This window comes from Rheinheimera sp. 1928-s (genome assembly GCF_029269265.1).
Lineage (GTDB): Bacteria > Pseudomonadota > Gammaproteobacteria > Enterobacterales > Alteromonadaceae > Pararheinheimera.
Map to the genome: position 1 here is coordinate 165426 of NZ_JARIXP010000007.1, position 21600 is coordinate 187025.

The 21600-nt window shown below is 47.1% G+C and carries 14 protein-coding genes and 1 rRNA gene; 3 read left to right on the forward strand and 12 right to left on the reverse strand.

All coding sequences use genetic code 11. The annotated features are described in order from the left end of the window. Positions 1–3 precede the first annotated feature (3 nt). Entirely contained in the window at positions 4–1158 is a 1155-nt protein-coding gene (locus P3C17_RS17555) for an iron-containing alcohol dehydrogenase (RefSeq protein WP_300930644.1), read from the reverse strand. A 284-nt stretch (positions 1159–1442) separates the two neighbouring features. Between P3C17_RS17555 and P3C17_RS17560 the strand changes: the two genes are divergently transcribed. Then, a complete protein-coding gene (locus P3C17_RS17560; protein ID WP_300930645.1) occupies positions 1443–2762 on the forward strand; it encodes a Na+/H+ antiporter NhaC family protein in 1320 nt (439 codons plus the stop codon). Between the two features lie 96 nt (positions 2763–2858). On the opposite strand, the gene P3C17_RS17565 is transcribed toward P3C17_RS17560, so the two are convergent. From P3C17_RS17565 to dnaK, 3 genes are all read right to left on the reverse strand, one after another. Further along, positions 2859–3665, reverse strand: coding sequence for a M48 family metallopeptidase (locus tag P3C17_RS17565; RefSeq protein ID WP_300930646.1), 807 nt, complete (start codon positions 3663–3665; stop codon positions 2859–2861). A gap of 139 nt (positions 3666–3804) precedes the next feature. After that, positions 3805–4932: a molecular chaperone DnaJ gene (dnaJ, locus tag P3C17_RS17570; protein ID WP_300930647.1), complete on the reverse strand. Its 1128-nt coding sequence runs from the start codon at positions 4930–4932 to the stop codon at positions 3805–3807. 100 nt (positions 4933–5032) lie between these two features. After that, positions 5033–6940, reverse strand: coding sequence for a molecular chaperone DnaK (dnaK, locus tag P3C17_RS17575; RefSeq protein ID WP_008900399.1), 1908 nt, complete (start codon positions 6938–6940; stop codon positions 5033–5035). A 255-nt stretch (positions 6941–7195) separates the two neighbouring features. On the opposite strand from dnaK, the gene luxS reads away from it, so the two are divergent. Next, a complete protein-coding gene (luxS, locus tag P3C17_RS17580; protein ID WP_127688176.1) occupies positions 7196–7702 on the forward strand; it encodes an S-ribosylhomocysteine lyase in 507 nt (168 codons plus the stop codon). Positions 7703–7805: 103 nt separating this feature from the next. On the opposite strand, the gene P3C17_RS17585 is transcribed toward luxS, so the two are convergent. The 6 genes from P3C17_RS17585 to P3C17_RS17610 form a co-directional block, all read right to left on the reverse strand. After that, complete coding sequence (locus P3C17_RS17585; RefSeq protein WP_300930648.1) at positions 7806–10007, reverse strand: carbohydrate-binding protein; 2202 nt, start codon at positions 10005–10007, stop codon at positions 7806–7808. 172 nt (positions 10008–10179) lie between these two features. Beyond that, positions 10180–12735, reverse strand: a complete 2556-nt coding sequence (locus P3C17_RS17590) for a TonB-dependent receptor (protein ID WP_300930649.1) — start codon at positions 12733–12735, stop codon at positions 10180–10182. 233 nt (positions 12736–12968) lie between these two features. After that, positions 12969–14588 carry a glycoside hydrolase family 3 N-terminal domain-containing protein gene (locus tag P3C17_RS17595; protein ID WP_300930650.1) on the reverse strand — a complete coding sequence of 540 codons (1620 nt, stop codon included), beginning with the start codon at positions 14586–14588 and terminating at the stop codon, positions 12969–12971. 35 nt (positions 14589–14623) lie between these two features. Beyond that, positions 14624–15397 carry an ATP-binding cassette domain-containing protein gene (locus P3C17_RS17600; RefSeq protein ID WP_300930651.1) on the reverse strand — a complete coding sequence of 258 codons (774 nt, stop codon included), beginning with the start codon at positions 15395–15397 and terminating at the stop codon, positions 14624–14626. Then, complete coding sequence (locus P3C17_RS17605) at positions 15390–16358, reverse strand: ABC transporter permease (RefSeq protein WP_300930652.1); 969 nt, start codon at positions 16356–16358, stop codon at positions 15390–15392. The genes P3C17_RS17600 and P3C17_RS17605 overlap by 8 nt, the downstream gene beginning before the upstream one ends. Before the next feature lie 13 nt (positions 16359–16371). After that, on the reverse strand, positions 16372–17433 hold the full coding sequence (locus tag P3C17_RS17610) for a substrate-binding domain-containing protein (RefSeq protein WP_300930653.1): 1062 nt from the start codon (positions 17431–17433) through the stop codon (positions 16372–16374). 174 nt (positions 17434–17607) lie between these two features. On the opposite strand from P3C17_RS17610, the gene P3C17_RS17615 reads away from it, so the two are divergent. Beyond that, entirely contained in the window at positions 17608–18828 is a 1221-nt protein-coding gene (locus P3C17_RS17615) for an ROK family transcriptional regulator (RefSeq protein ID WP_300930654.1), read from the forward strand. Positions 18829–18857: 29 nt separating this feature from the next. Here the strand turns inward: P3C17_RS17615 and P3C17_RS17620 are convergent, their stop codons facing one another. Both P3C17_RS17620 and rrf read right to left on the reverse strand, forming a co-directional pair. After that, entirely contained in the window at positions 18858–20900 is a 2043-nt protein-coding gene (locus P3C17_RS17620; RefSeq protein WP_300930655.1) for a methyl-accepting chemotaxis protein, read from the reverse strand. Between the two features lie 445 nt (positions 20901–21345). Then, positions 21346–21460: ribosomal RNA gene (gene rrf / locus P3C17_RS17625) — 5S ribosomal RNA — on the reverse strand. Positions 21461–21600 lie beyond the last annotated feature (140 nt).

The window sequence follows — 21600 nt, forward strand, 5'->3', positions numbered from 1 at the left end:
CTATTAAACTGCAGCAGTAAAAATAGCACGGCTGGCGCTGTAGTCGATATCGCCATGCTCACCGAGCTTATCCATGCCCTGGTTCATCACTTTAGCCATTAGCTCGTCTACAGAAGAAGCAGGCAAGCCATAAGCAGTTAAACGGGTTGGAACACCCATTTGCTCAAAGAATGCGCGGGTATGACTAATGGCTTCATCAATCTGACGCTCCGGATCCTGTTGCTGCAAACCCCAAACTCTGCTGGCGTACTGCAACAACTTGTCACGTTTGGTGGCTCGTTGCTGTTGCATTAAGGCGGGCAGCACAATGGCCAGCGTCTGAGCATGATCTAAGCCATACAAAGCTGTGAGCTGATGGCCTAAACCGTGAGTCGCCCAATCTTGCGGCACACCTACGCCAATCAAACCGTTCAGCGCCATAGTGGCAGCCCACATAACATTGGCTCTGATATCATAATTTTCAGGTTCATTTAAGGCTTTGGGTCCTTCTTCAATCAAGACCTGTAATAAGGATTCAGCAAATCTGTCTTGCACTGCGGCATTGACCGGATAGGTCAGGTATTGCTCCATTACATGGACAAAAGCATCTACTACACCGTTAGAAATTTGTTTAGCTGGCAAGCTGTAAGTAACTTTTGGATCAAGAACGGCAAACTGCGGATAAACCGAAGGATGTGAAAACGCTAGCTTTTGCTGAGTGCTCTGACGGGTAATAACAGCGTTCGCATTACTTTCAGTGCCGGTTGCTGGCAAAGTCAGCACACAACCTAAAGGCAATGCCGCTTTAATACGCACTTTATTTTCTAAAATTGCCCAGCCGTCCTGCTCCAACAGTGCAGCTGCTGCTATGTATTTACTGCCATCTACTACTGACCCGCCGCCTACAGCCAGAATAAAATCGATCTTTTCAGCTTTTACCAAAGCGACGGCTTTACTTAAAGTTTCATAACTAGGATTAGGTTCTATACCGGAAAACTCAACATAGCTATGGTCTTTTAAAGCATCAATAACTTGTTGATACACGCCGTTTTGTTTAATGGAGCCACCGCCATAAGTCAGCAGTACTTTACTGCCTGCTGGGATCAACTTTCCCAGTTGGCTAATTTGACCATCGCCAAACACAATACGGGTCGGGTTCTGGTAAGAAAAATTAAACATAAAAGCTCCAGTGTATAAAACTTAATTGAGTTGTTTATATGGGCCTGAACCGCTTTAAGTTCAAGCTGCTTTTGGCTTTTTCTTCTGCCGTAGGCAAAATGTCTGAATTCAGTTAGGCTGATTTTAAGCCATTGAAGCTTCTCGTTTGTTATGAAACTTGTGATCTGAAGCAATCATTTTTATTCGTTTGGCTATAGCTTAGTCAGCTTTAATATTTGACAGGACTTCTGGACGTCTCTATATTCCAGAAAATTTTAAAACCTTACAGGTTTAGAGGAAAACTCATGACGTTATCGCAAAAACAGCAAGCCCGTTTGTCCTTGCTGCCGTTGTTGCTGTTTGTCGCTCTGTTTTTAGGCACTGGCTTGTATCTGCAATCCCAGGGCGTTGACTATGCCTTTTATCAGTTGCCAGGGCCTGTGGCTGCTATACCAGCTTTAGTGTTGGCCATTTGGTTATATAAAGCACCATTAACTGAATCTCTGGAAGTATTAGTCCGGGGCGCAGGCAACAACAATATTATTACTATGTGCTTTATTTTTCTGCTGGCTGGCGCTTTTGCTACTGTAGCTCAGGCGACAGGTGGTGTGGATGCAGTGGTCAATGCAGGTTTGACCATAGTACCAGCACAGTTTTTATTGCCCGGCTTATTTGTTATTTCAGCCTTAATTGCAACAGCCATGGGCACTTCGATGGGGACCATAGGTGCTTTGGCTCCTATAGCTGTAGGTTTAAGTACTCAGGCCCAGCTGGACCCGGCTTTAGTGGCTGGTGTGTTGTTAAGTGGCGCTATTTTTGGTGATAACCTGTCGATTATTTCTGATACAACCATTGCCTCCACCCGCACTCAGGGGGCTGAAATGAAAGATAAATTCAGAGAAAACCTGAAAATTGCATTGCCTGCGGCAGCTGTCACTTTGTTACTTTTTGTGTTGATAGCACAAAGTCAGACGGAAGTTGCGGTGAAAGACTTTAGCTGGACTGGCGTAGTGCCCTATGCAGCTATCCTGATATTGGCACTCGTCGGTATCAATGTATTTGTGGTGTTACTGCTGGGTGTGGTGTTAGCCGCAGTGCAAGGCGCAGTTTTTGCCGATTATCAACTGGCCAACCTGGGTAAAGATATTTACAAAGGTTTTGGTTCAATGCAGGAGATTTTCCTGCTGTCGATGCTCGTCTGCGCTTTGGGTGAGTTTGTAAAACAACAAGGTGGTTTGCAGTATTTATCCAATCATGTCGCAGCTTTGGCTTTAAAGTTGAAACTGGCAGGCAATAAAGCGCAACAGCTGGCGATTGCCGCTTTGGCTTTTGTCAGCAACTTATGTATTGCTAACAATACTGTGGCCATAGTTGTGGTGGGTGAAGTCAGTAAAGATATAGCCCAGCATCACCAAATCACGCCTAAACGCAGTGCAAGCTTATTGGATGTGTTTGCCTGCATAGCACAGGGCTTAGTGCCTTATGGCGCTCAGGCTTTGTTATTAGGTGCCAGTTTTGGCATATCGCCATGGGATGTGGTAACGAACAGCTATTACTGCTTGATCCTTGCAGCTTTTGCCACAGCACGCATTTTGGTTGAAAAAATCGACCGGAGCGATTTTTAACATCGGAGCGCAGCGACGATGGCCTGGACAGGCATTTTGCAGGACAGCAAAATGTAAAAACCAGGCCAGCATTAAGCTGGCCCTGTTATTTAAATTTTAAGCTTTATTACAGTTCGGCAATGCGCCCTGACTGCGGCGCTGCTGATAAAAACTTTCTGCCACCGCCATATGTTTATTCAACTCTTTAATTCTATTGTCCGGCACCGGGTGGCTGGATAACAGCTGTGGAGTTGAACCACTGCCTTTCGCCGCCATATTCTGCCATAACTTCACAGATTCAGTAGGCACAAAACCTGATTTAGCCATCAGTTCCAGCCCCATAATATCGGCTTCTGTTTCATGAGCTCTGCTAAACGGCAGAGCTATACCCACCTGAGCGCCTAAACCAAAAGCAGTGCGCATTTGTTGTTGATAAGGCGAACCAGCCACCGTCATAGCACCATCAGCAACAGATAAAGCTGTGGAAATAAACTGGTCGCTGGATAAACGTTCGTTGCTATGCCCTGCCATCACGTGGGCAATTTCATGACCTATGACGGCCGCCAGTTGTGACTGGTTATCAGCCACTAACAACAGTCCGGTATAGACGCCCATTTTGCCGCCAGGTAAAGCAAAGGCGTTTACCTGATCATCTTCAAACACCACAATTTCCCAAGGCGTTTGTTGCCATTTGGCATCGGTGTGTTTGAGCAGGTTATTTGCCACACACTGTACATACTGATTCACTTTTTTATTTTTACTGATCGGAGTTTCTGCCTTCATCCCTTCAAAAGTCTGAATACCCATAGCGCTGAGTTTTTTATCATCAAACAACATCAACTGGCGACGGCCAGTAGGGGAATGAGTACAGCTTGCAAGCAGCACACTAGCGATTAACAATGGAAGCACTAACTTAGTACGCATCAAATGATCCTTCTTTTCGTACTTGAAACGGCAGCTAATAGAACTATCAAAGCTCCAATAAGTTCAGTTATTGTGCGGCATCTGAAAAAAGAAAACCACCCGCAGGTGGTTTTCATTCAGTATCTGCAGAAAACAGATGTTAGCCGGTTAAATCATCAAAAAACTTCTTCACACCGTCAAAGAAGCCTTTGGACTTAGGTCTGTGTTTGGCTTCACTATCACCACCCCAACTTTCATCCAGCTGGCGCATTAAGTCTTTTTGCTTATCGCTTAAATTAACAGGAGTTTCCACTACCACTTTACAGACCAAATCACCTACTCCGCCACCACGGACCGACTGCACGCCTTTACCACGCAGACGGAACATTTTTTCGGTCTGGGTTTCAGCCGGGATCTTCAGCTTGACGCGACCATCTAAGGTTGGCACATCAATTTCACCGCCTAAAGCGGCAGTACTGAAACTAATCGGCACATCGCAATACAGGTTGTTGCCGTCACGCACAAAGATAGGGTGATCTTTCACATGCACTTGCACATACAAGTCACCAGCCGGCGCACCAAACTGCCCTGCTTCGCCTTCACCTGCCAAACGGATACGGTCGCCTGTATCGACGCCAGCAGGAATTTTCACCGACAGCGTTTTGGTTTTTTCTACTCGGCCGTCGCCATGACATTTAGTACATGGGTCTGGGATAATTTTGCCACGGCCACTACAGGTAGGACAGGTTTGCTGCACAGCAAAAAAGCCCTGACGCATAGTGACTTGTCCAGCACCATGACAAGTTGGACAGGATTTAGCTTGAGTGCCTTTTTTCGCGCCTGAACCATCACAGACATCACAGGACACCCAGGTTGGCACTTTAATTTCAACCGACTTACCACGTACAGCATCCTCGAGATTTAACTCCAGGTTGTAGCGTAAGTCTGAGCCACGTTGGGCACGGGATTGACCACCACGGCGGCCACCACCGAAGATGTCACCAAACACATCACCGAAGATGTCGTTAAAATCGGCACCACCACCGCCGCCACCACGGTTTGGATCCACACCAGCGTGACCATAGTTATCATACGCAGCGCGCTTCTGGTCATCCGACAGGATCTCATAGGCTTCTTGCACTTCTTTAAACTTCTCTTCCATAGCTTTATCACCCTGAGTTCGATCCGGGTGAAACTTCATGGCGAGCCGTTTATAGGCCTTTTTGATTTCTTTATCGTCAGCGCCTTTTTCGACGCCAAGCACTTCGTAATAATCACGCTTCGACATAACAACTCATCTTGATAGAGGAGCGACCGCACAAGGCGGCCGCTCACATTTACTCAGGTATGGGGCGCATCTTAAAGAGGCGACCCCACAGACACAATGATTATTTGTTGTCTTTAACTTCTTCGAACTCTGCGTCGACGACGTCATCACCAGCAGCATTGCGTGCTTGAGGTTCAGCACCACCTTGTTGCGCTTTCGCCTGAGCTACTTCAGACAATTTCTGAGATGCCTGGATCAGAGCCTGAGTTTTGGCTTCGATCTCAGCTTTATCGTTTGCTTTGATGGCAGTTTCCAGCGCAGCAACAGCAGCTTCAATCTCTTGTTTGTCGTTAGTGGCTAAGTCGTTACCAGCTTCTTCAATTTGCTTGCGGGTTGCATGCACTAAAGCGTCAGCCTGGTTCCGGGTTTGCACTAACTCTTCAAACTTTTTGTCTTCTTCAGCATTCAGTTCTGCGTCACGTACCATACGTTCCACTTCTTCATCTGTTAAGCCTGAAGAAGCTTTGATAGTGATCTTCTGCTCTTTACCTGTGTCTTTGTCTTTAGCAGACACATGCAAAATACCGTCAGCGTCTAAGTCGAAGGTGACTTCGATTTGTGGTTCGCCACGACGGCCAGGCCTAATACCTTCTAAATTAAACTGACCCAGTGACTTGTTGGCAGAAGCTTGCTTACGCTCACCTTGCAGCACATGGATAGTTACCGCAGCCTGGTTATCATCTGCAGTAGAGAAGGTTTGTGACTTCTTGGTTGGGATAGTGGTGTTCTTCTCAATCAAGGCAGTCATCACGCTACCCATAGTCTCGATACCTAAAGACAATGGAGTTACGTCTAATAACAAGACGTCCGTCACGTCACCAGACAATACAGCGCCCTGAATGGCAGCACCCACAGCTACAGCTTCGTCAGGGTTCACGTCTTTACGTGGCTCTTTACCGAAGAAGGCTGTAACAGCTTCCTGAACTTTAGGCATACGAGTCTGACCACCCACCAGGATGATATCGTTGATATCACTTACAGACAGGTCAGCATCTTTTAATGCCTGTTTCAGCGGCTCGATAGTGCGCTGAATTAAATCGTCTACCAAAGATTCCAGCTTAGCGCGGGTTACTTTGATATTTAAGTGCTTAGGACCAGTGGCATCTGCAGTGATATACGGCAGGTTCACTTCAGTCTGAGAAGCAGAAGACAATTCGATCTTAGCTTTTTCGCCCGCTTCTTTTAAGCGCTGCATCGCCAGTGGATCGTTACGCAGGTCAATGCCCTGCTCTTTTTTGAACTCGTCTACCAAGTAGTTGATCACACGAGAGTCAAAGTCTTCGCCACCTAAGTGAGTGTCACCGTTGGTTGCTAATACTTCGAAGGTCTGTTCGCCATCTACATCGTCGATTTCAATGATAGAGATATCGAAAGTACCACCACCTAAGTCATACACTGCAACTTTGGTGTCGCCTTTTTTCTTATCCATACCATAAGCCAGAGCTGCTGCTGTAGGCTCGTTGATGATACGTCTTACTTCTAAACCTGCGATACGGCCGGCATCTTTCGTCGCCTGACGTTGTGCATCGTTGAAGTAAGCAGGAACTGTGATTACCGCTTCAGTCACTGGCTCGCCCAGGTAATCTTCAGCAGTTTTCTTCATTTTTTTCAGCACTTCAGCAGAAATCTGTGGTGCTGCTAATTTTTTGCCTTTAACTTCAACCCAGGCGTCACCATTATCAGCCTTAACAATCTGGTAAGGCATGATTTTGATGTCACGCTGAACTTCAGCATCTTCAAAACGACGACCAATCAAACGCTTAATTGCGAACAAAGTATTTTTTGGGTTAGTCACAGCCTGACGTTTGGCTGGCTGGCCAACTAATACTTCGCCGTCTTCAGCATAAGCGATGATGGAAGGAGTGGTTCTGGTACCTTCAGCGTTTTCAAGAACGCGTGGCTGGTCGCCATCTAAAATAGCCACACAGCTGTTTGTTGTACCTAAGTCAATACCAATAATTCTACCCATAACTACTCTCCGCTTATTAATCTGTACAATTAAAATTGTGTTGACCAGTTAATGGGGTTTACCCCTATTCGATTCAAGGTTATTTTTTTAAAAAAATTTATCGTTTGTGCGATAAATGAGCAAAAAGGCGGGTTCAGCCGTCTATAAGCTCTGAAACTAAGGCCATAGAACAGAAAAGCATTTAACCCAAAAAGCAATTGCGGCGTATAATCCTGCTTAATTGCTTACACACAGAGCCGAACAGAGAGAGAAACCATGCCTTTATTAGATAGCTTTACCGTTGACCACACCATTATGAAAGCGCCTGCTGTACGTGTGGCAAAAAAAATGAATACACCCAAAGGTGATGACATCACTGTATTTGACTTACGTTTTTGCGTGCCTAACGAAGAAATCCTGTCAGAAAAAGGTATTCATACACTGGAGCATTTATTTGCTGGTTTTATGCGTGATCATTTAAATGGCGATGGCGTAGAAATCATTGATATTTCCCCTATGGGTTGTCGTACAGGTTTCTATATGAGCCTGATTGGTACGCCGGACGAGCAGCGTGTTGCAGCAGCATGGCAAGCAGCTATGGCCGATGTACTGACAGTACAAAACCAGTCTGAAATCCCAGAGCTGAACATTTATCAATGTGGTACAGCCCAAATGCATTCTCTGGAAGAAGCCAAAGAAATAGCACAAAACATCATCAGCCGTGGTGTAGGTGTGAATTTAAATGACGAGTTAAAACTTTCTGCTGAATTTTTAAAGCAATAATGACTACTTTATAAACTAAAAGCAGCGAACTGGCTCATCGCTTTTCACCAGTTCGCTGCGCACTGCACCAGGTTTTCGCAAGACTTCCCTTGCTCAGACTCGCTTATTGGCAAGCAGCCCCTTTAGTCCAGACATCTGCCACGCCCGGTGTATCCCCCTGAGTCCACCATTTAGCTGTGTATTCAAAGCCCTGATAGCTGACCTTATCATTGCCCAAGTAAACAGTGGTTGCAGACCATGCTTCAGGCACACAACCTGAACTGCTGCCTGGCTCAAAAGTCACCACCAGGCTTTGGTTGGCGACTACATCCAGCACGTTAAAACTGCTGCTGACTGGCTGAGCTACACCATTAACAAGGATACTCTGGATTTGATAACCGGCAGCTGGTGTGATGGTAAACAGCTGATCAGCGTTTTCCTGCACCTGCACAGCGCCAGATGGGCTGATGGTACCGCCTGTGCCATTAACAGATGCAGTGACTGTATAAAACACTGCAGTGGAAGGATCATCAATAGTGATATCAGCAAAACTGCCGCCCTTAACACCAAAGAAATTCGCAGCTGTGAGGTCTGCAATCTGAGTATTTAACAGTCGCAGGGTTTTGGTATCACCAGCCGCTGCGCCTGTCAGGCTCAGCACCGCCGTCGTGCCATCCTGTGTCAGTTTAAAATCTGCAAAGGTATAAGGGAAAGCACTGAAGTTCAGCACCGTATCTGCTGCAACAAAATAGTCGACTGTTTTGGCCTGGCCCCAACCCCAGCTTGGATAATTCAGCACTACTGTGTATTGCAAACGACTATAGCTGCCGGTGACATCCACAAACATATCCGGGTTCACCTGACTGCGGTTTAAACCTGTCAGTTGGATCCAGGAATAAATACCACCATCAGCAGCCTGAGTACCAATAAACAAATTGCCATTCTCCTGAAAGGCCTTCAGATGCTTAAAGTCGATACCCGCAGTACCGCGGATTTGGTCCGCCAGCGGATTAAAGTTGCTGACTGTGCTGGTGCCACTCCAGGCTATTGGGTAAATATTGCCGGAAGCGATGACAGGACTGGTATTGGCTAAAACTGCGCTAGCGCTGATGTTTTCCAACACCAGACTTTGGCTGGCAAAGGTCAACACAGCACCGTTCGGGCCGTCACTGACGACCAGGTTGGCAAGTGGTGCGCCTCCAGTCCAGCCCCGCAATAAAATACGATCTGAACCCAGCACAAAATCTTTAACTGTGGTCACAGCACCAGCAGATTGATTCAGCTGCAGCAGATTCTGGCCACCGCCGAGATAAACAGTGTCATTGCCCTGACCTGCGCTTAAAGTTTCATTGTAAGGGCTACCGCTAATCACATCATTGGCCGGCGTGTCAAAAATGGTATCAAAACCACCAAACTTACGAATATAAGTGGTGATACAGGTTCCCAATTCATCACAGGTAATATTGTTATTAATTAGCAGATCTGCAGTACCCCAGGCACCACGTAAATGTGCTGCGGCCAATAAACCGGACATAGTGGCCTGCACTGTGACAGGATTGCCCAAATCATCTGTACCAGGCCATGTTTTAGCCAATGCCTGAGCCCAGGTCATATTGGCTTTAGCCAGTAATTCAGACATCACTGCATAGTTAAAGCGCATCACATCGCGGATCACCACTTCCTGCTTATCCGGGATACGTAAATCATTAAAACTGTTCACATCATTTTTACCAACAAAATCACCTAACCATAAGTTAGTGTCTGTTGCCATAATGTAGTTACCACCAGACCCCGGGATTTCAGAGCGGGCTTGTTTTACACCATTGGCCCAGGTGCTGTCCGGCATAAAAATATAGTAGCTGTCGAGTAAGTCTGCGCCATCCTGCACCTGACGCGGGCTGTAATAGCCAGCAGAAATCAGTACAGCCTCACCCAGTTGATAACCAATAAAACCCCAGGCATTCAGTGAGTTGTATTGCATCTGTCTGAACATCGCTGCCTGATCCGTGGCGGTTTCGTTGTACAGGCTGATCACACCCAGTTTGGTAAAAAACTCACGGATTGTGGTAGGTTCAGACACCATAGAACCAGTGACAGGGTTACGGACTATTTCCCCCGGCGCTGTAACCTGAGCATAGTTGTACACCGGATTATCCAGATTCTGTTGATAGAAGCTGGCTTTTGCCGGGTCGATGCCGGATTCAAAAGCTCGCATTTGATCAAGGAAGTTCTGAAAACTGCCGCTGGCTAAAACCTGAGTACTGAGCAGGCTGGCTGCAAGCAGACTCAGGTGCAAGCCAAAGCGCTGTAATTGTTTTTGTTTCATCTTTGTGTCCCGTGTTATTCAAGGTACCAATCAAGATCCAACGACAACATGAAGACCACAAACTACCTGCTGTATTGCCTGCTGGATAAGGGATTGGCTCATCCGTTGAGCCCCCCCGTAACAAGGCTACGGGGCTCTCTGCTTTACTGACTATGCAGCCAGTAAAGCCCCGTTAAAAGTCGTAACCAAAGCGCACACCGTACATACGGGGTGGGTTATAAGTCGAGCGGATAAAACCATCCCTGAATTGGAAGTAGTTGGCATTACGCACATACTCATCCGTCAGGTTGCTGCCATAAGCTTCCAGATACCAGTCGCCACTGGCAGGCATCAGTTTGACAGTGGCATCTACTTTCCAGTACGCCTGCTGGGCATCCGATAAATGTGCACCGTCGTAGTTATTCAGCGAGGTGTACATCTTGCTTTGCCAGTGAGCGGACAACTGTGGCTCAAGCGCAAAACCGGATTGCAGTTCAAAGGTGTGACGCACTGATAACGTACTGGAATAGTCCGGAGCATACGGCAGACTGTTACCGCTGATATCCACTACACCGGCACATGGTGTCTGACCGTATTCCAGACGCTCAGCACAGTAGTAAGCGTCTTCAAACGGAATTTCTTTGACACGGGCATTCAGCCAGGCCACATAACCGCTGATGCGACCGTTGGTCCATGGAATATAATCCAGCTCCAGTTCCAGGCCTTTCAGCTCCGCCTTACCTATGTTGGTCGTGACGTTATGGAACTTCTCACTGCCATCCGGGCGGGTGCCTACTTTTTGATTATTCGTCACCTGCATATCGCTGTAATCACTGTAAAACAGCGCAGCAGACAGGTTCATTTTGCCATCCAGTAAAGCGCCCTTATAACCAAACTCAAAGTTCGTTACTTCTTCCGGGCCGTATGGCAGGTTGGAATATTCGCCGCAGTCACAAATATCAAAGTCTTCAAAAAAACCACCGGCTTTGTAGCCCGTTGCCACAAAGGCGTACAATAAATCATCTGAAGCTAAACGGTAATCAGCTCCAATTTTCCAGGTGCCCTTGTTCCATTCTTCTGTATGGTAAGTGCGACGACCAGCGGTTAACACTTCCCCCAGTGGTGCGTAAGTCCCCATATTTTTAGTCAGATCCGAGCCCTGAATGCTGCCCTGAGTGGTTGGATCGTACTCGCCGTTGTAATAAACGTCGCTGAACACCAACTCGTATCCAACACCACCATTATCAATTTTTTTGTCTTTGGTTTGGCGATAACCAAAGGTTAGATTTAAATCTTCCGTCATGTTGTAATCGGCCTGCGCAAATACGGCATCAGAGTTAGCGCGGCGATCGTCCTGCGGATAGGAAAAAGCCGCAGGGTGAAAGCCTAAATCCGGGTGACGTAAACCATGCACCAGCTCGACATCAAAGCGGATTTTGTTTTTCTCACGCATCGAGAACACACCTGTCACCAGCTTCCAGTCGGCTGAGTTGTAGGTGGCCTGCAATTCATGAATGGTGGAATCAAACTCAGCGTTAGTGCGGGCATAACGGTCAAACAGCACAGGATGCGTCAGGTTAAAACCTGAACGTGACTCGTCAGCAGCAAAACCGGCATCTTCATCAAACAGCTGATATCGTTCTTGTTGCGCCACACTAAAGCGATAATCTACAGCCCAGTCATCATTCAGCGCCCAGTTCAGATGCGAACGTATCGAGTCTATGGTCATATCCATCACACCTGGTACGTTGATGTTGGCGTAAAATTGCTGTTCGGTACATTCGTCAACTGTGCCTTTAGCTTGTTCACAGTCTTTAAAAAACAGTTCACCTGCACTTTGATCGGCAAAATGCTCCAGTGTCAGATCCCAGGTGATCGTATCGGTTGGGATCCAGCGGGCTAAACCACGCATCGCCCATTTATCTGAGTTGGTGTAGTAGTCTTTTTCAGAGACACGGCGGTTTTCACGCTGGTCGGTATCTGGCTTACCATCCGCCAGCAATGGAGTGCCTAAAAACGGGTCGTTCAGATCAGGACGATTGATATCCCTCAGATCCATATCCTGTTTGATATAGCCATCACGACGGTCAGCCATCAGTGCAAAACGTAAAGCAAATCTGTCATTGACCGCCAGATTCGACATGGCTCTGAACTGTTTATGATCGTATTTGCCATAACCCATCACCACACTGCTGTAGCTGTCTGTGGTGTCAGGTTTGTTGGGGATCACGTTGATAGAACCACCAGTCGAGTTACGGCCAAACAAAGTCCCTTGCGGACCACGCAGAACTTCCACCTGAGAGACGTCATACATCAGCGCTAAAGCACCTTGTGGTCTCGGTGAATAAATACCATCGATATGGATACCTACGGCAGGATCGCCGGTTTCCGTATTGTTGCCTGATCGCACACCACGGATAGAGGCCTGAATACCTGAATCAGTACCCGACACCACAAACTGAGTGTTTGGAATAGCGGTCGTCAGTTCACGTAGTTCTTTTACACCACCCCGGGTTAATTGCTCCTGCGTAAAGGCAGTGACAGCAACCGGAGTTTCCATTAAATAGGTTTTGCGTTTAGTGGCTGTGACTGAAATACGTTCCAGTTGCTCAGTGTCCTGCGTTGCCACTTGCTGCGCTGTGCTCTGTTGCTCGTTGCTTGCTGTTTCCTGCTGCTGTCCGGCCCAAAGTGTGGTGCTGCTCAGTGCAGCACAAATACACAGGCCTAAGTAAGTTTTGCTTTGCCGCATGATGGCATTCCCTCTGCTGTTGCTTGTTGTTATCTGCGTTTACTGCTGCAGCTTGTTGTTATAAATATCGTTTTACGAACATCACTTTTTTCATGGCGGTACTGCTTTATTCCTGCCATAACTTAGTGCTCAAAAATTAGTCTATTTGTTTTACTAAATATTTGTCAATCATTTTGACTAAATAAAATAAACTATTTTCCACCCGCATAAAATGCAATCTAACTTAATGAATCTTATGAATTATTACTTGAAACCAGTAGTTCAGCTGCAACTAAAGCGCTGACCTTCCGACTGGAATAACTACAGATATAGGTGCTTAACTGAGGGTACCGTGTCAGTTCATAATCAGAACGTAAAGCCAGCACTAGAACCTGCTCTCCCCACAACTCACAGGCACGCTGCACTCTGTGTTGCTGCTCAGGCAAGTCCATTTGTTCCCCAGGCAAAGGATAATCTTCTGTAACCAACACTAAAGGCCCATGTTCTGGCAACGCAGCGCCTTGCTGTAGCATCTGTTCAAGCTGATTAAAACTGTGCTGCAGAACCGCAGCACCAGCTTGCTGTAAGCCTTCGCTAAAGTACTGACTGGCCGGAATTGGATCGTTGGGTCCTATCCCCCTGCTGTTACAAATTCGGTCGTAGTACTGAGGGTTGGTGACAAAAGCCAGCTGAAACCTGGTATTGCCTAAAGGCCATAGCCCGGCCGAATTACGCAGTACTTTAAAGGCTTTGCGGGCAGACTCTTTTGCAGTGTGCGCAGCTTGTGTCATTGATAGAGGTGTCGGGGAGCCAGCGGTGGATTGCCATTGATAACGCAGACACAGTACCCGTCGCAGCGCTTCATCAATGCGTGATTCAGCCAGCTCGCCTGACACTACGACATTAATGACCCCTTGTATCGTCTGTTGCTGCAGTTCTTTATAAGGGGTGTTGGCGTTCTCATAATGCTCTTCACTGAGCATAATGAGATCTGCACCAGCCTTCAGCGCCAGCACTGCCGCTTCAACGGGACCATAATGTCGCCGCATCGCGCCCATATTCATACTGTCAGTCAGGATCACGCCGTCAAAACCCAATTGTTTTCTGAGCAGTCCCGTCAGCAAGGTCGAAGATAAAGTCGCCGGGTACACAGCATCCAGTTTGGGGTAGAAAATATGGCTGGTCATAATAACCGGCACACCCGCTTCTATGGCCGCCACAAAAGGTTGTAAATCTGTCTGTACTAATTCAGCCAGGCCCCTGTCGACTGAAGGCAAGCCACTATGACTGTCGGTTGCAGTATCGCCATGGCCTGGAAAGTGTTTCACGCTGCATAACATGCCGGTTTCAAGTACAGACTGCACCGCGGCTTTCACATGACGACTTACCCCTTGTGGCTGCTCACCAAAAGAGCGCTGGCCAATAATAGGGTTATCCGGATTAGTATTTACATCGGCACAAGGCGCCAGCAGTGTGTTGTAACCCAGTTGCTGCATCTGACTGGCCAGCACCTGATACATCTGAGCGGTCAGGCTTGTATCATCTGCTTTCCCCAAAGCCAGGTTACCAGGCCCAAGATCAGTTTCTTTGGTTAAAATGCCCCAGGCCCCTTCCTGATCCACGCCCAAAATCAGTGGCGCGTCGCAATGCCGTAACGCAGCTTCATGCTGCAATTGCTGATTTAAACGCAACGCTTCAGCACTATTTCGGCTATTGTCATCCGTCAGGTAAAAACCGCCTATATGCCAGTCTTTAATCAGCTTTTTTGCATACTCCAGATCCGGCCCGGCAAAAGCCAGCATAAACAGCTGCCCGACTTTTTCAGCCAGAGGCATGGTGCTGATCAGTTGACTGACCCGCTGTTTCATATCCATAACGATCTCCACTCCATTTTTGTCTCCTGTGCGGTTCAGGCTGCTACTTTGGCGCCGGTAATAAGTGCCACCAGATCTTCTTTGCTGACATCTGACACAGCGACATCGGCCACTGAACGCCCCTGATACAACACTACAGCTCTGTCGCAGGTTTCCAGCACATGCTGCATATTGTGGCTGATCAACAACACGGCTACGCCCTGAGAACTGATCAACTTAATCAGCTCGTTAACCTGAGCACTTTGCTCCACCCCTAAGGCTGCGGTAGGTTCATCCATAATCACCAGATCGGCCCCCCAATTCACGGCGCGGGCAATAGCCACAGCCTGACGCTGGCCACCGGATAAGGTGCTAACTTTGGCAGAAAAATCCGGTAAGCGGCTATTCAGCCGATTTAACGACTTACGTGCTCTTTTCTGCATTCCCTGCTGATCCAGCCAGCCAAACCAGCGCAAAATTGGATTTTTGCTGAGCATTTCTCTGTTCAGAAATAAATTTGAAGCAATATCAAAATCCGGGATCATGGCTAAATCCTGGAATACGGTTTCAATGCCATGATCACGGGCATCCTGAGGCGTACGGATAGTCACCTGTTGTTCATTCACATGAATTTCGCCCTGATCCGGCGCATACAAACCGGCGATGCAGCGCACCAGTGTCGATTTACCTGCGCCGTTATCGCCCAGTAAAGCCACAACTTCGCCTTTATGAATACTGAAACTGACACCTTGCAGCGCTTTTACCGCACCAAACTCCTTGGTAATGCCTTTCAGTTCCAGTGCCTTTTGTGCTAAGCCTGTTCTAACCATTTTTTGACTCCTTCACACCAATAGCCACAGCCAAAATCAGGATCACGCCACGGGCAACCATTTGTTCGTTGGTGGAAAAACCACTTAAAATCAGGCCGTTATTAATCATGCCCATCAGCCAGGAGCCCAAAACTGCTCCGACAATACAAGCTCTGCCGCCAAACAAACTGGTGCCGCCAATAGCCACAGCTGCTATCACTGTTAATAAATCGGCTTCGCCTAAGGTGTAGCGGGCACCCTGCAAACGACCGGCATATAAAAGACCTGCCAAAGCAGCACCACAAGCGGAGATCATCAAGGCATAAACACGGGTGCGCTGTAACTGAATACCCATAGCGCGGGCAGCATTCGGACTGCCCCCTACGGCCAGTAAATGCCGGCCAAACCGCAACTTGTTTAACACCAGATACCCCAGAGCGGCTATGCCCAGAGTCCAGAGCAATAACACCGGTATACCCAGTACATCTCCGCCGCCAAACATGAAGTTAAAATCCTGGTTAATAATGGGTACTGACTCTAAATTCGTCAGTTGACGGGCAAAACCCGCCAGCACACTCATAGAACCTAAAGTGATCAGCAAAGACGATACCTGCAGTTTTTCCGTCAGCAGGCCATTCACCAATCCAACCAGCCCCCCCACAGCCAAAGCACCACAAACTGCGACTGGTATACCAAAATTCTGCAACAGCAATGCCGACACTAAAGCACTGACAGCAACCACAGCCCCAATAGATAAATCAATATGCCCCACAGCCAAAGCAAAACTAAGCGCCACAGCCATCACGGTAATAGGGGTGGTCTGACGGATAATATTCATAAAATTATCAAAGGATAAAAACGCGGTGTCGTGCAACAGCACAGCAAACAACACCAACACCAGCAAGAAGATGTAATAGATATAAGCTTCCTTGCGTAATAACAGCTGTCGTAGTGGTACTCTCATCAGCAATAATCCAGACATATAATTTTTTCCGTTAAGGTTTCAGTACTTGTTGTAATAAAGCGGGAACGTCACTTCGAAAGGATTGTTGCCAGGCTGGCGCTATATTGTCGGCAGTGACCGTCATAAAAGGCACTAGTGTATAAGGTGCAGCCTGTTGCCCTAATTTACTTAAAGCGGCAAGGCGCGCCATAGTGCTGCCAATGACAAAAGGCTGATCGGAGATGGTCGCCAGCATATTGCCTTTCATCGCCATATCCAGCAGGTTGTTGACACCTAAATCGTGAGTGATCACTTTAATGTCTTTACGGCCCGCTAAACGTAAGGCTTCAATCACTCCTTCAGCAGCGGCATCCCATGACACGTAAATTGCATCTAAATCAGGGTGTTGCAATATTAAAGCCGCTGCAACCTGACTTGTTTCCTGCTCGCGGACAAAACCTTTTTCAGCGACCAGCTGTAACTGAGGGTAGTGAGCTAACTGCTGACGAAAAGCTTTATCTCTGGTGTTGGTAATAAAGTAATCAGCATCATGAAAAATCATGCCGATACGGGCTGGCTGATTAAAATGCGCCGACAACTCCACAGCTGCCTGCTTACCCATACCAAACATGTCGTCTGTCACTATGCCGACATAATCTTTGTGCAATACAAAACCCGGAATAGGATTACTTAACAACACCAATTTGGCGCCCTGCTGAACTACTTTGCTATAGCTGGCTTTAGCGCTGGTTGGGTCAACCACCAAAGACAAAATCAAATCAGGCTTAAGTACTGTGACATTTTCCAGATCTGCGACCTGACGAGCCGGATCAAACTGTGCATCAGTCACCGCCAGCACTTTGATACCTAACTCAGCAAACTCTTTATTCGCACCTGCAGTAACGGCTTGGATCCAAGGGCTGGAACCATGCCAGACCATAGCCGCAGTCAGTTTCATCTGACGGATCTGCTGTTGCTGTTCTGGGCTTATCAACACAGAATCAGCCATTTTGCTATCCTTCAGCTCAACGGCCTGAAGTGCATAACTGCTGACAACAACAGATAAAACCATCAAGCCTTTTATAGTGAACATATCAGTGAAAAAACCGCGCATCTAACCCCTGCTCCATGCTGTTTACTTTCTATACCGTTGTTTATATTACGAGCAGCATTAATATGTCAATCATTTTTACTTAATAACAAAAAAGCTTTCTGCCATTGCATTTAGCAGTTCATCAGTAAAGTATGTACAATAAACACATCACAAAATTCAGGTGGTTAGTCGTTAGTGAAAGGTTCGAATTCAAAACAAAACAAATCAGTGAATTTACGACTGGTGTTGTCACAGATTGTCACTCAGGGACCCGTTTCCAGAGCAGATATCGCCAGAGCGACCTACCTGACAAAACAAACCATCACGAATCTGGTCGACGAGTTGTTACAACAACAATTAGTAGTGGAGACCGGAGTGAAAAAAGAGGGGGTGGGTAAACCATCCACTCAGTTGCTTCTGAACGATGACGCGGCTTACAGCCTGGCTGTACGAGTGAAGTCTAATCAAGTGGAACTGGCTTTATGTTATTTGACCGGGGCTTTGGTTACACAATGCTCTGCGCCTTTTCAGGCTGGCCAGTTATTGCATGTCATTGAACAGCAGCTGCAGCAGCTTTTAGCAGCCAACCAGTTGACTGCTCTGCAATTATTGGGCGCAGGCCTCACTATTGAAGTCACACCAGATCAAAGCATCACAGAGCGACAGCAACACATGTTGTTATTGCAGCAGCAGTTGGTTGCTCTGCTTAAAATGCCTGTTGCGACAGAACAAACCGCAGCAGCTTGTGCCGCCTATCATTTACTACATGGTGAAGCCCGGGCGTTGCAAAGCTTTTGTTATATCCATTTAGGTCAGCAGGTTGATGCTGCAGTAGTTTACGAGCGCAGAATTTTATTAGGCCATAATGGTCTGACTGGTGCTTTAGGTGAGATTTTTGTCACACCTGAACAAGACAAATACAGCGGTGAATTTGGCCGTTTAAATGATTTTGTTTCTGTTAGTTCTTTGCAGCAATTTGCACAGAAAAAACTGCAAACACAGCTGAATACTGAAGGTAATCAATGGTCTGAGGCTGAATTGTTAGCCGACAAGCTGGAATTGTGGTTTGAACAAAGTGCTGAACCTATGCGTATTGCCATTCATACCCTTGAAAGCATTTTTAACTGCCAGACCATTATTTTAGGCGGTGAAGTCAGTGCCTGGTTTCTGGATAAACTGATCAGCAGATTACGCCCTTTAATACCTTCAGTGGCTCAACATGGCAGCAGAACAGTGCCACGTTTAATCAAAACCCCTGAAGTAGAAAAGGTAGCGCTACAAGGTCTGGCGACTTTACCTCTGCATGCGGCAATACGGCTGGATGCGCAGCATGCTTTAATGCTGCCACCTGTGAGCCAGCTCTCAACGTTACAGCAACTGGTATTCAGTGAAGTAACACCAGCAGGCGCTGAATAATAGTTCAGGCACCTGTTGGTATTTGGCTATTAACTATGAATTCTGAATTGAGACACCACAGAGCTTAACGTCGTGGCTGCCTGATCCAATTGTTGTGCCTCAGAAGTCAACTCAGCGGCATGCGCTGCAGTGGTATCCACGAGTTGGGTAATACGGTGCAGATTCTGATTAATCTCTTCAGCCACTACACCTTGTTGCTGAGTCGCTACTGCAATGTGCGAGCTTTGTTGCTGCACCACTTCAATCGCCTGCCCTATAGCGACTAAAGCACCTTGCATGGCTTTTGCCCGCTCTGAACTTAACTGAGTCTGTTCGCGGCCTTGCTGCATTTTTAACTCGGCTTCTTTGGCAATGGTTTGTAGCTTCTCCACCATAGAACGGATATGCCCTGTGCTTTCGCTGGTACGTCCTGCTAAAGAACGAACCTCATCCGCTACTACCGCAAAACCACGGCCCTGCTCACCAGCACGCGCAGCTTCAATGGCTGCATTTAACGCCAATAAGTTGGTCTGATCGGCTATGGCTTTGATCACATCCACTACAGCACCGATATTTTCGGATTCTTTTGCTAAGCCAACCACAACGTCTACAGCATCAGCCATAGTGCCCGCCAAAGCGGACATATCCTGTAATGCAGCCTGGGATAATGCGGAACCTTCAGTACCACGTTTTTGCGCGGCAGAAGCAGCAGCGCTTGTTTCCTGAGCGTTGCGGCTAATTTCATGCACAGTGGCCGACATTTCGGTCACAGCTGCAGACACAGCGTCAATTTGCAGTTTATTGTTCTGAATTTCCTGATCCGTTTGCGAAGCCACCTTGTTCAACTGATGACTGGAATGGTGCACCAAAGCCGACTGTTCTGAAGTACTTTGTAAAGACAAACGCAACTTGCCAATGAAGCTGTTGAAATGCTGAGCCAGTACACCAACTTCATCCGAGCTTTGAATAGCCAGAGTGCGGGTCAAATCGCCTTCACCGCTGGCGATATCTTTCATTGCCTCGGTTAAATCTGATAGAGGGCGAATAATACGTTGTGTCGTCAATACCACAACCAGTGTGATGACTGCCAGCATGAGCAAGGTGGCAAATAACGCCCAACCCGTTGCTTGCTGTACTGGCGCTTCAATCAGCTCTGCAGGGATTAACAAACCTACCAGCCAGTTCATTTTCGGAAATTCGAGACTGACAGGCTGGTAGGACACATAGTAACTTTTACCTGACAAACTGACTTTGGTAAAACCAGATTTTTGCTCTTTGGCTGCTTGTGCCAATGTGCTGAAACCTGCTGTATCAGCGATATTTTTATCTAACAGGTCCAGCGGATCATTGGCTTTGATTTCAAGACCGGCAGCTTTTGAGAAATGCACTACTTGTCCTGCGTTATCCAGCAAAAAAGGAAAACCTTCTCCTTGGTAACGAATACGCTCTACATGTTCACCTAACTTATCCAAATGCAGATCCAGACCACCTACACCCAATAAAGTGCCATCAGGTAAATACACAGGCCCCTCTACCACTGCGGACACAATACCAGTGGTGAAATCAGCAGAAGGTGAGCCAACAAAAAACTTATTATGTTCAAGGCTTAACTTATACCAGGGACGTTGGGTTGCAAAATAGCCTTTGCTGATATCCCCTGCATCCGGCCCTTCTTTATCCACACCTGTTCTGGAACTTTCCCGAAAGTATTCGGCACTACGATCCAGTGCAAAAAAAGCCGATAGTATATTGGGGTCCCGTTCACTGATCTTAATAAAACTGTTGTTGATGTCCTGATAACCAGGCACTGAGTTCAGTTCAGCATTACGGCCAGGGTAAGCCTGAAACCAGGCCTGAAACTGCGGAGCCTCCAGAAAAGTGCGGGCAACCTGCGCGTACTCAGCAAAAAATTTACCTATATTCACCGACTCAGTAGTGACTAAAGAGTCAACCTCAGCCTGTACTTGCTGGCGTGTCAGTTGGCTTAAATGGTTCACCGTAAAAAGCGCAGAGAGCATTAACAGCACAGCAACTGAGCCACCTACCGCCATTAATAGTTTTTGTTTTATGGATAGATTTTTAATGTAAGACATAACAGCCCCCAAATGGATACAGCATTATAAAAACATAAAGCAGCTGGTTTTACCACTGAATTTACTTTGATGAATAAGTGAATTTAATCAATGATTTAGATGTATCAGATTGGTGCATATTCATGAGTTATTTTGGTGCGATTGGGTTGTTTTGGGAGAGGGATTTAGTAAATGTCGGGTGCAATCGCCGGAGGCATAGCGCCGTTAAAGCAATTGTGGGTTAGTTTAAAAGCGGATTTGTTCTTAATTTGGGGCCGTGAACTACTTTATTCCGGGCGGTGAGGCGACAGCAGGCCGTCTTGTCCGGCCTTTCGCAGAGCTCAAGGCGTGAAACAGGCGTGACGCAAAACTGTTTGCGTCCCGTTTTTCCTGTTTCACCCTGGCGACCGCCTGTAGCAACGCAAATAAAAAACCCCGCTCACTGAGCGGGGTTCTGTATTTGGGAGCCTGGCGGTGAACTACTCTCGCATGGCATCTGCCACACTACCATCGTCGCGGCTGCGTTTCACTTCTGAGTTCGGAATGGAGTCAGGTGGTTCCACAGCGCTATTGCCACCAGGCAAAAACTGTTTTTAGGTCTTTAACAAGCAAACTGATAAATCGAATTCTTTTCACACCACACACAAACACCTTGGGCGTTGTATGGTTAAGCCTCTCGGGCAATTAGTATGAGTTAGCTTAACACATCACTGCGCTTCCA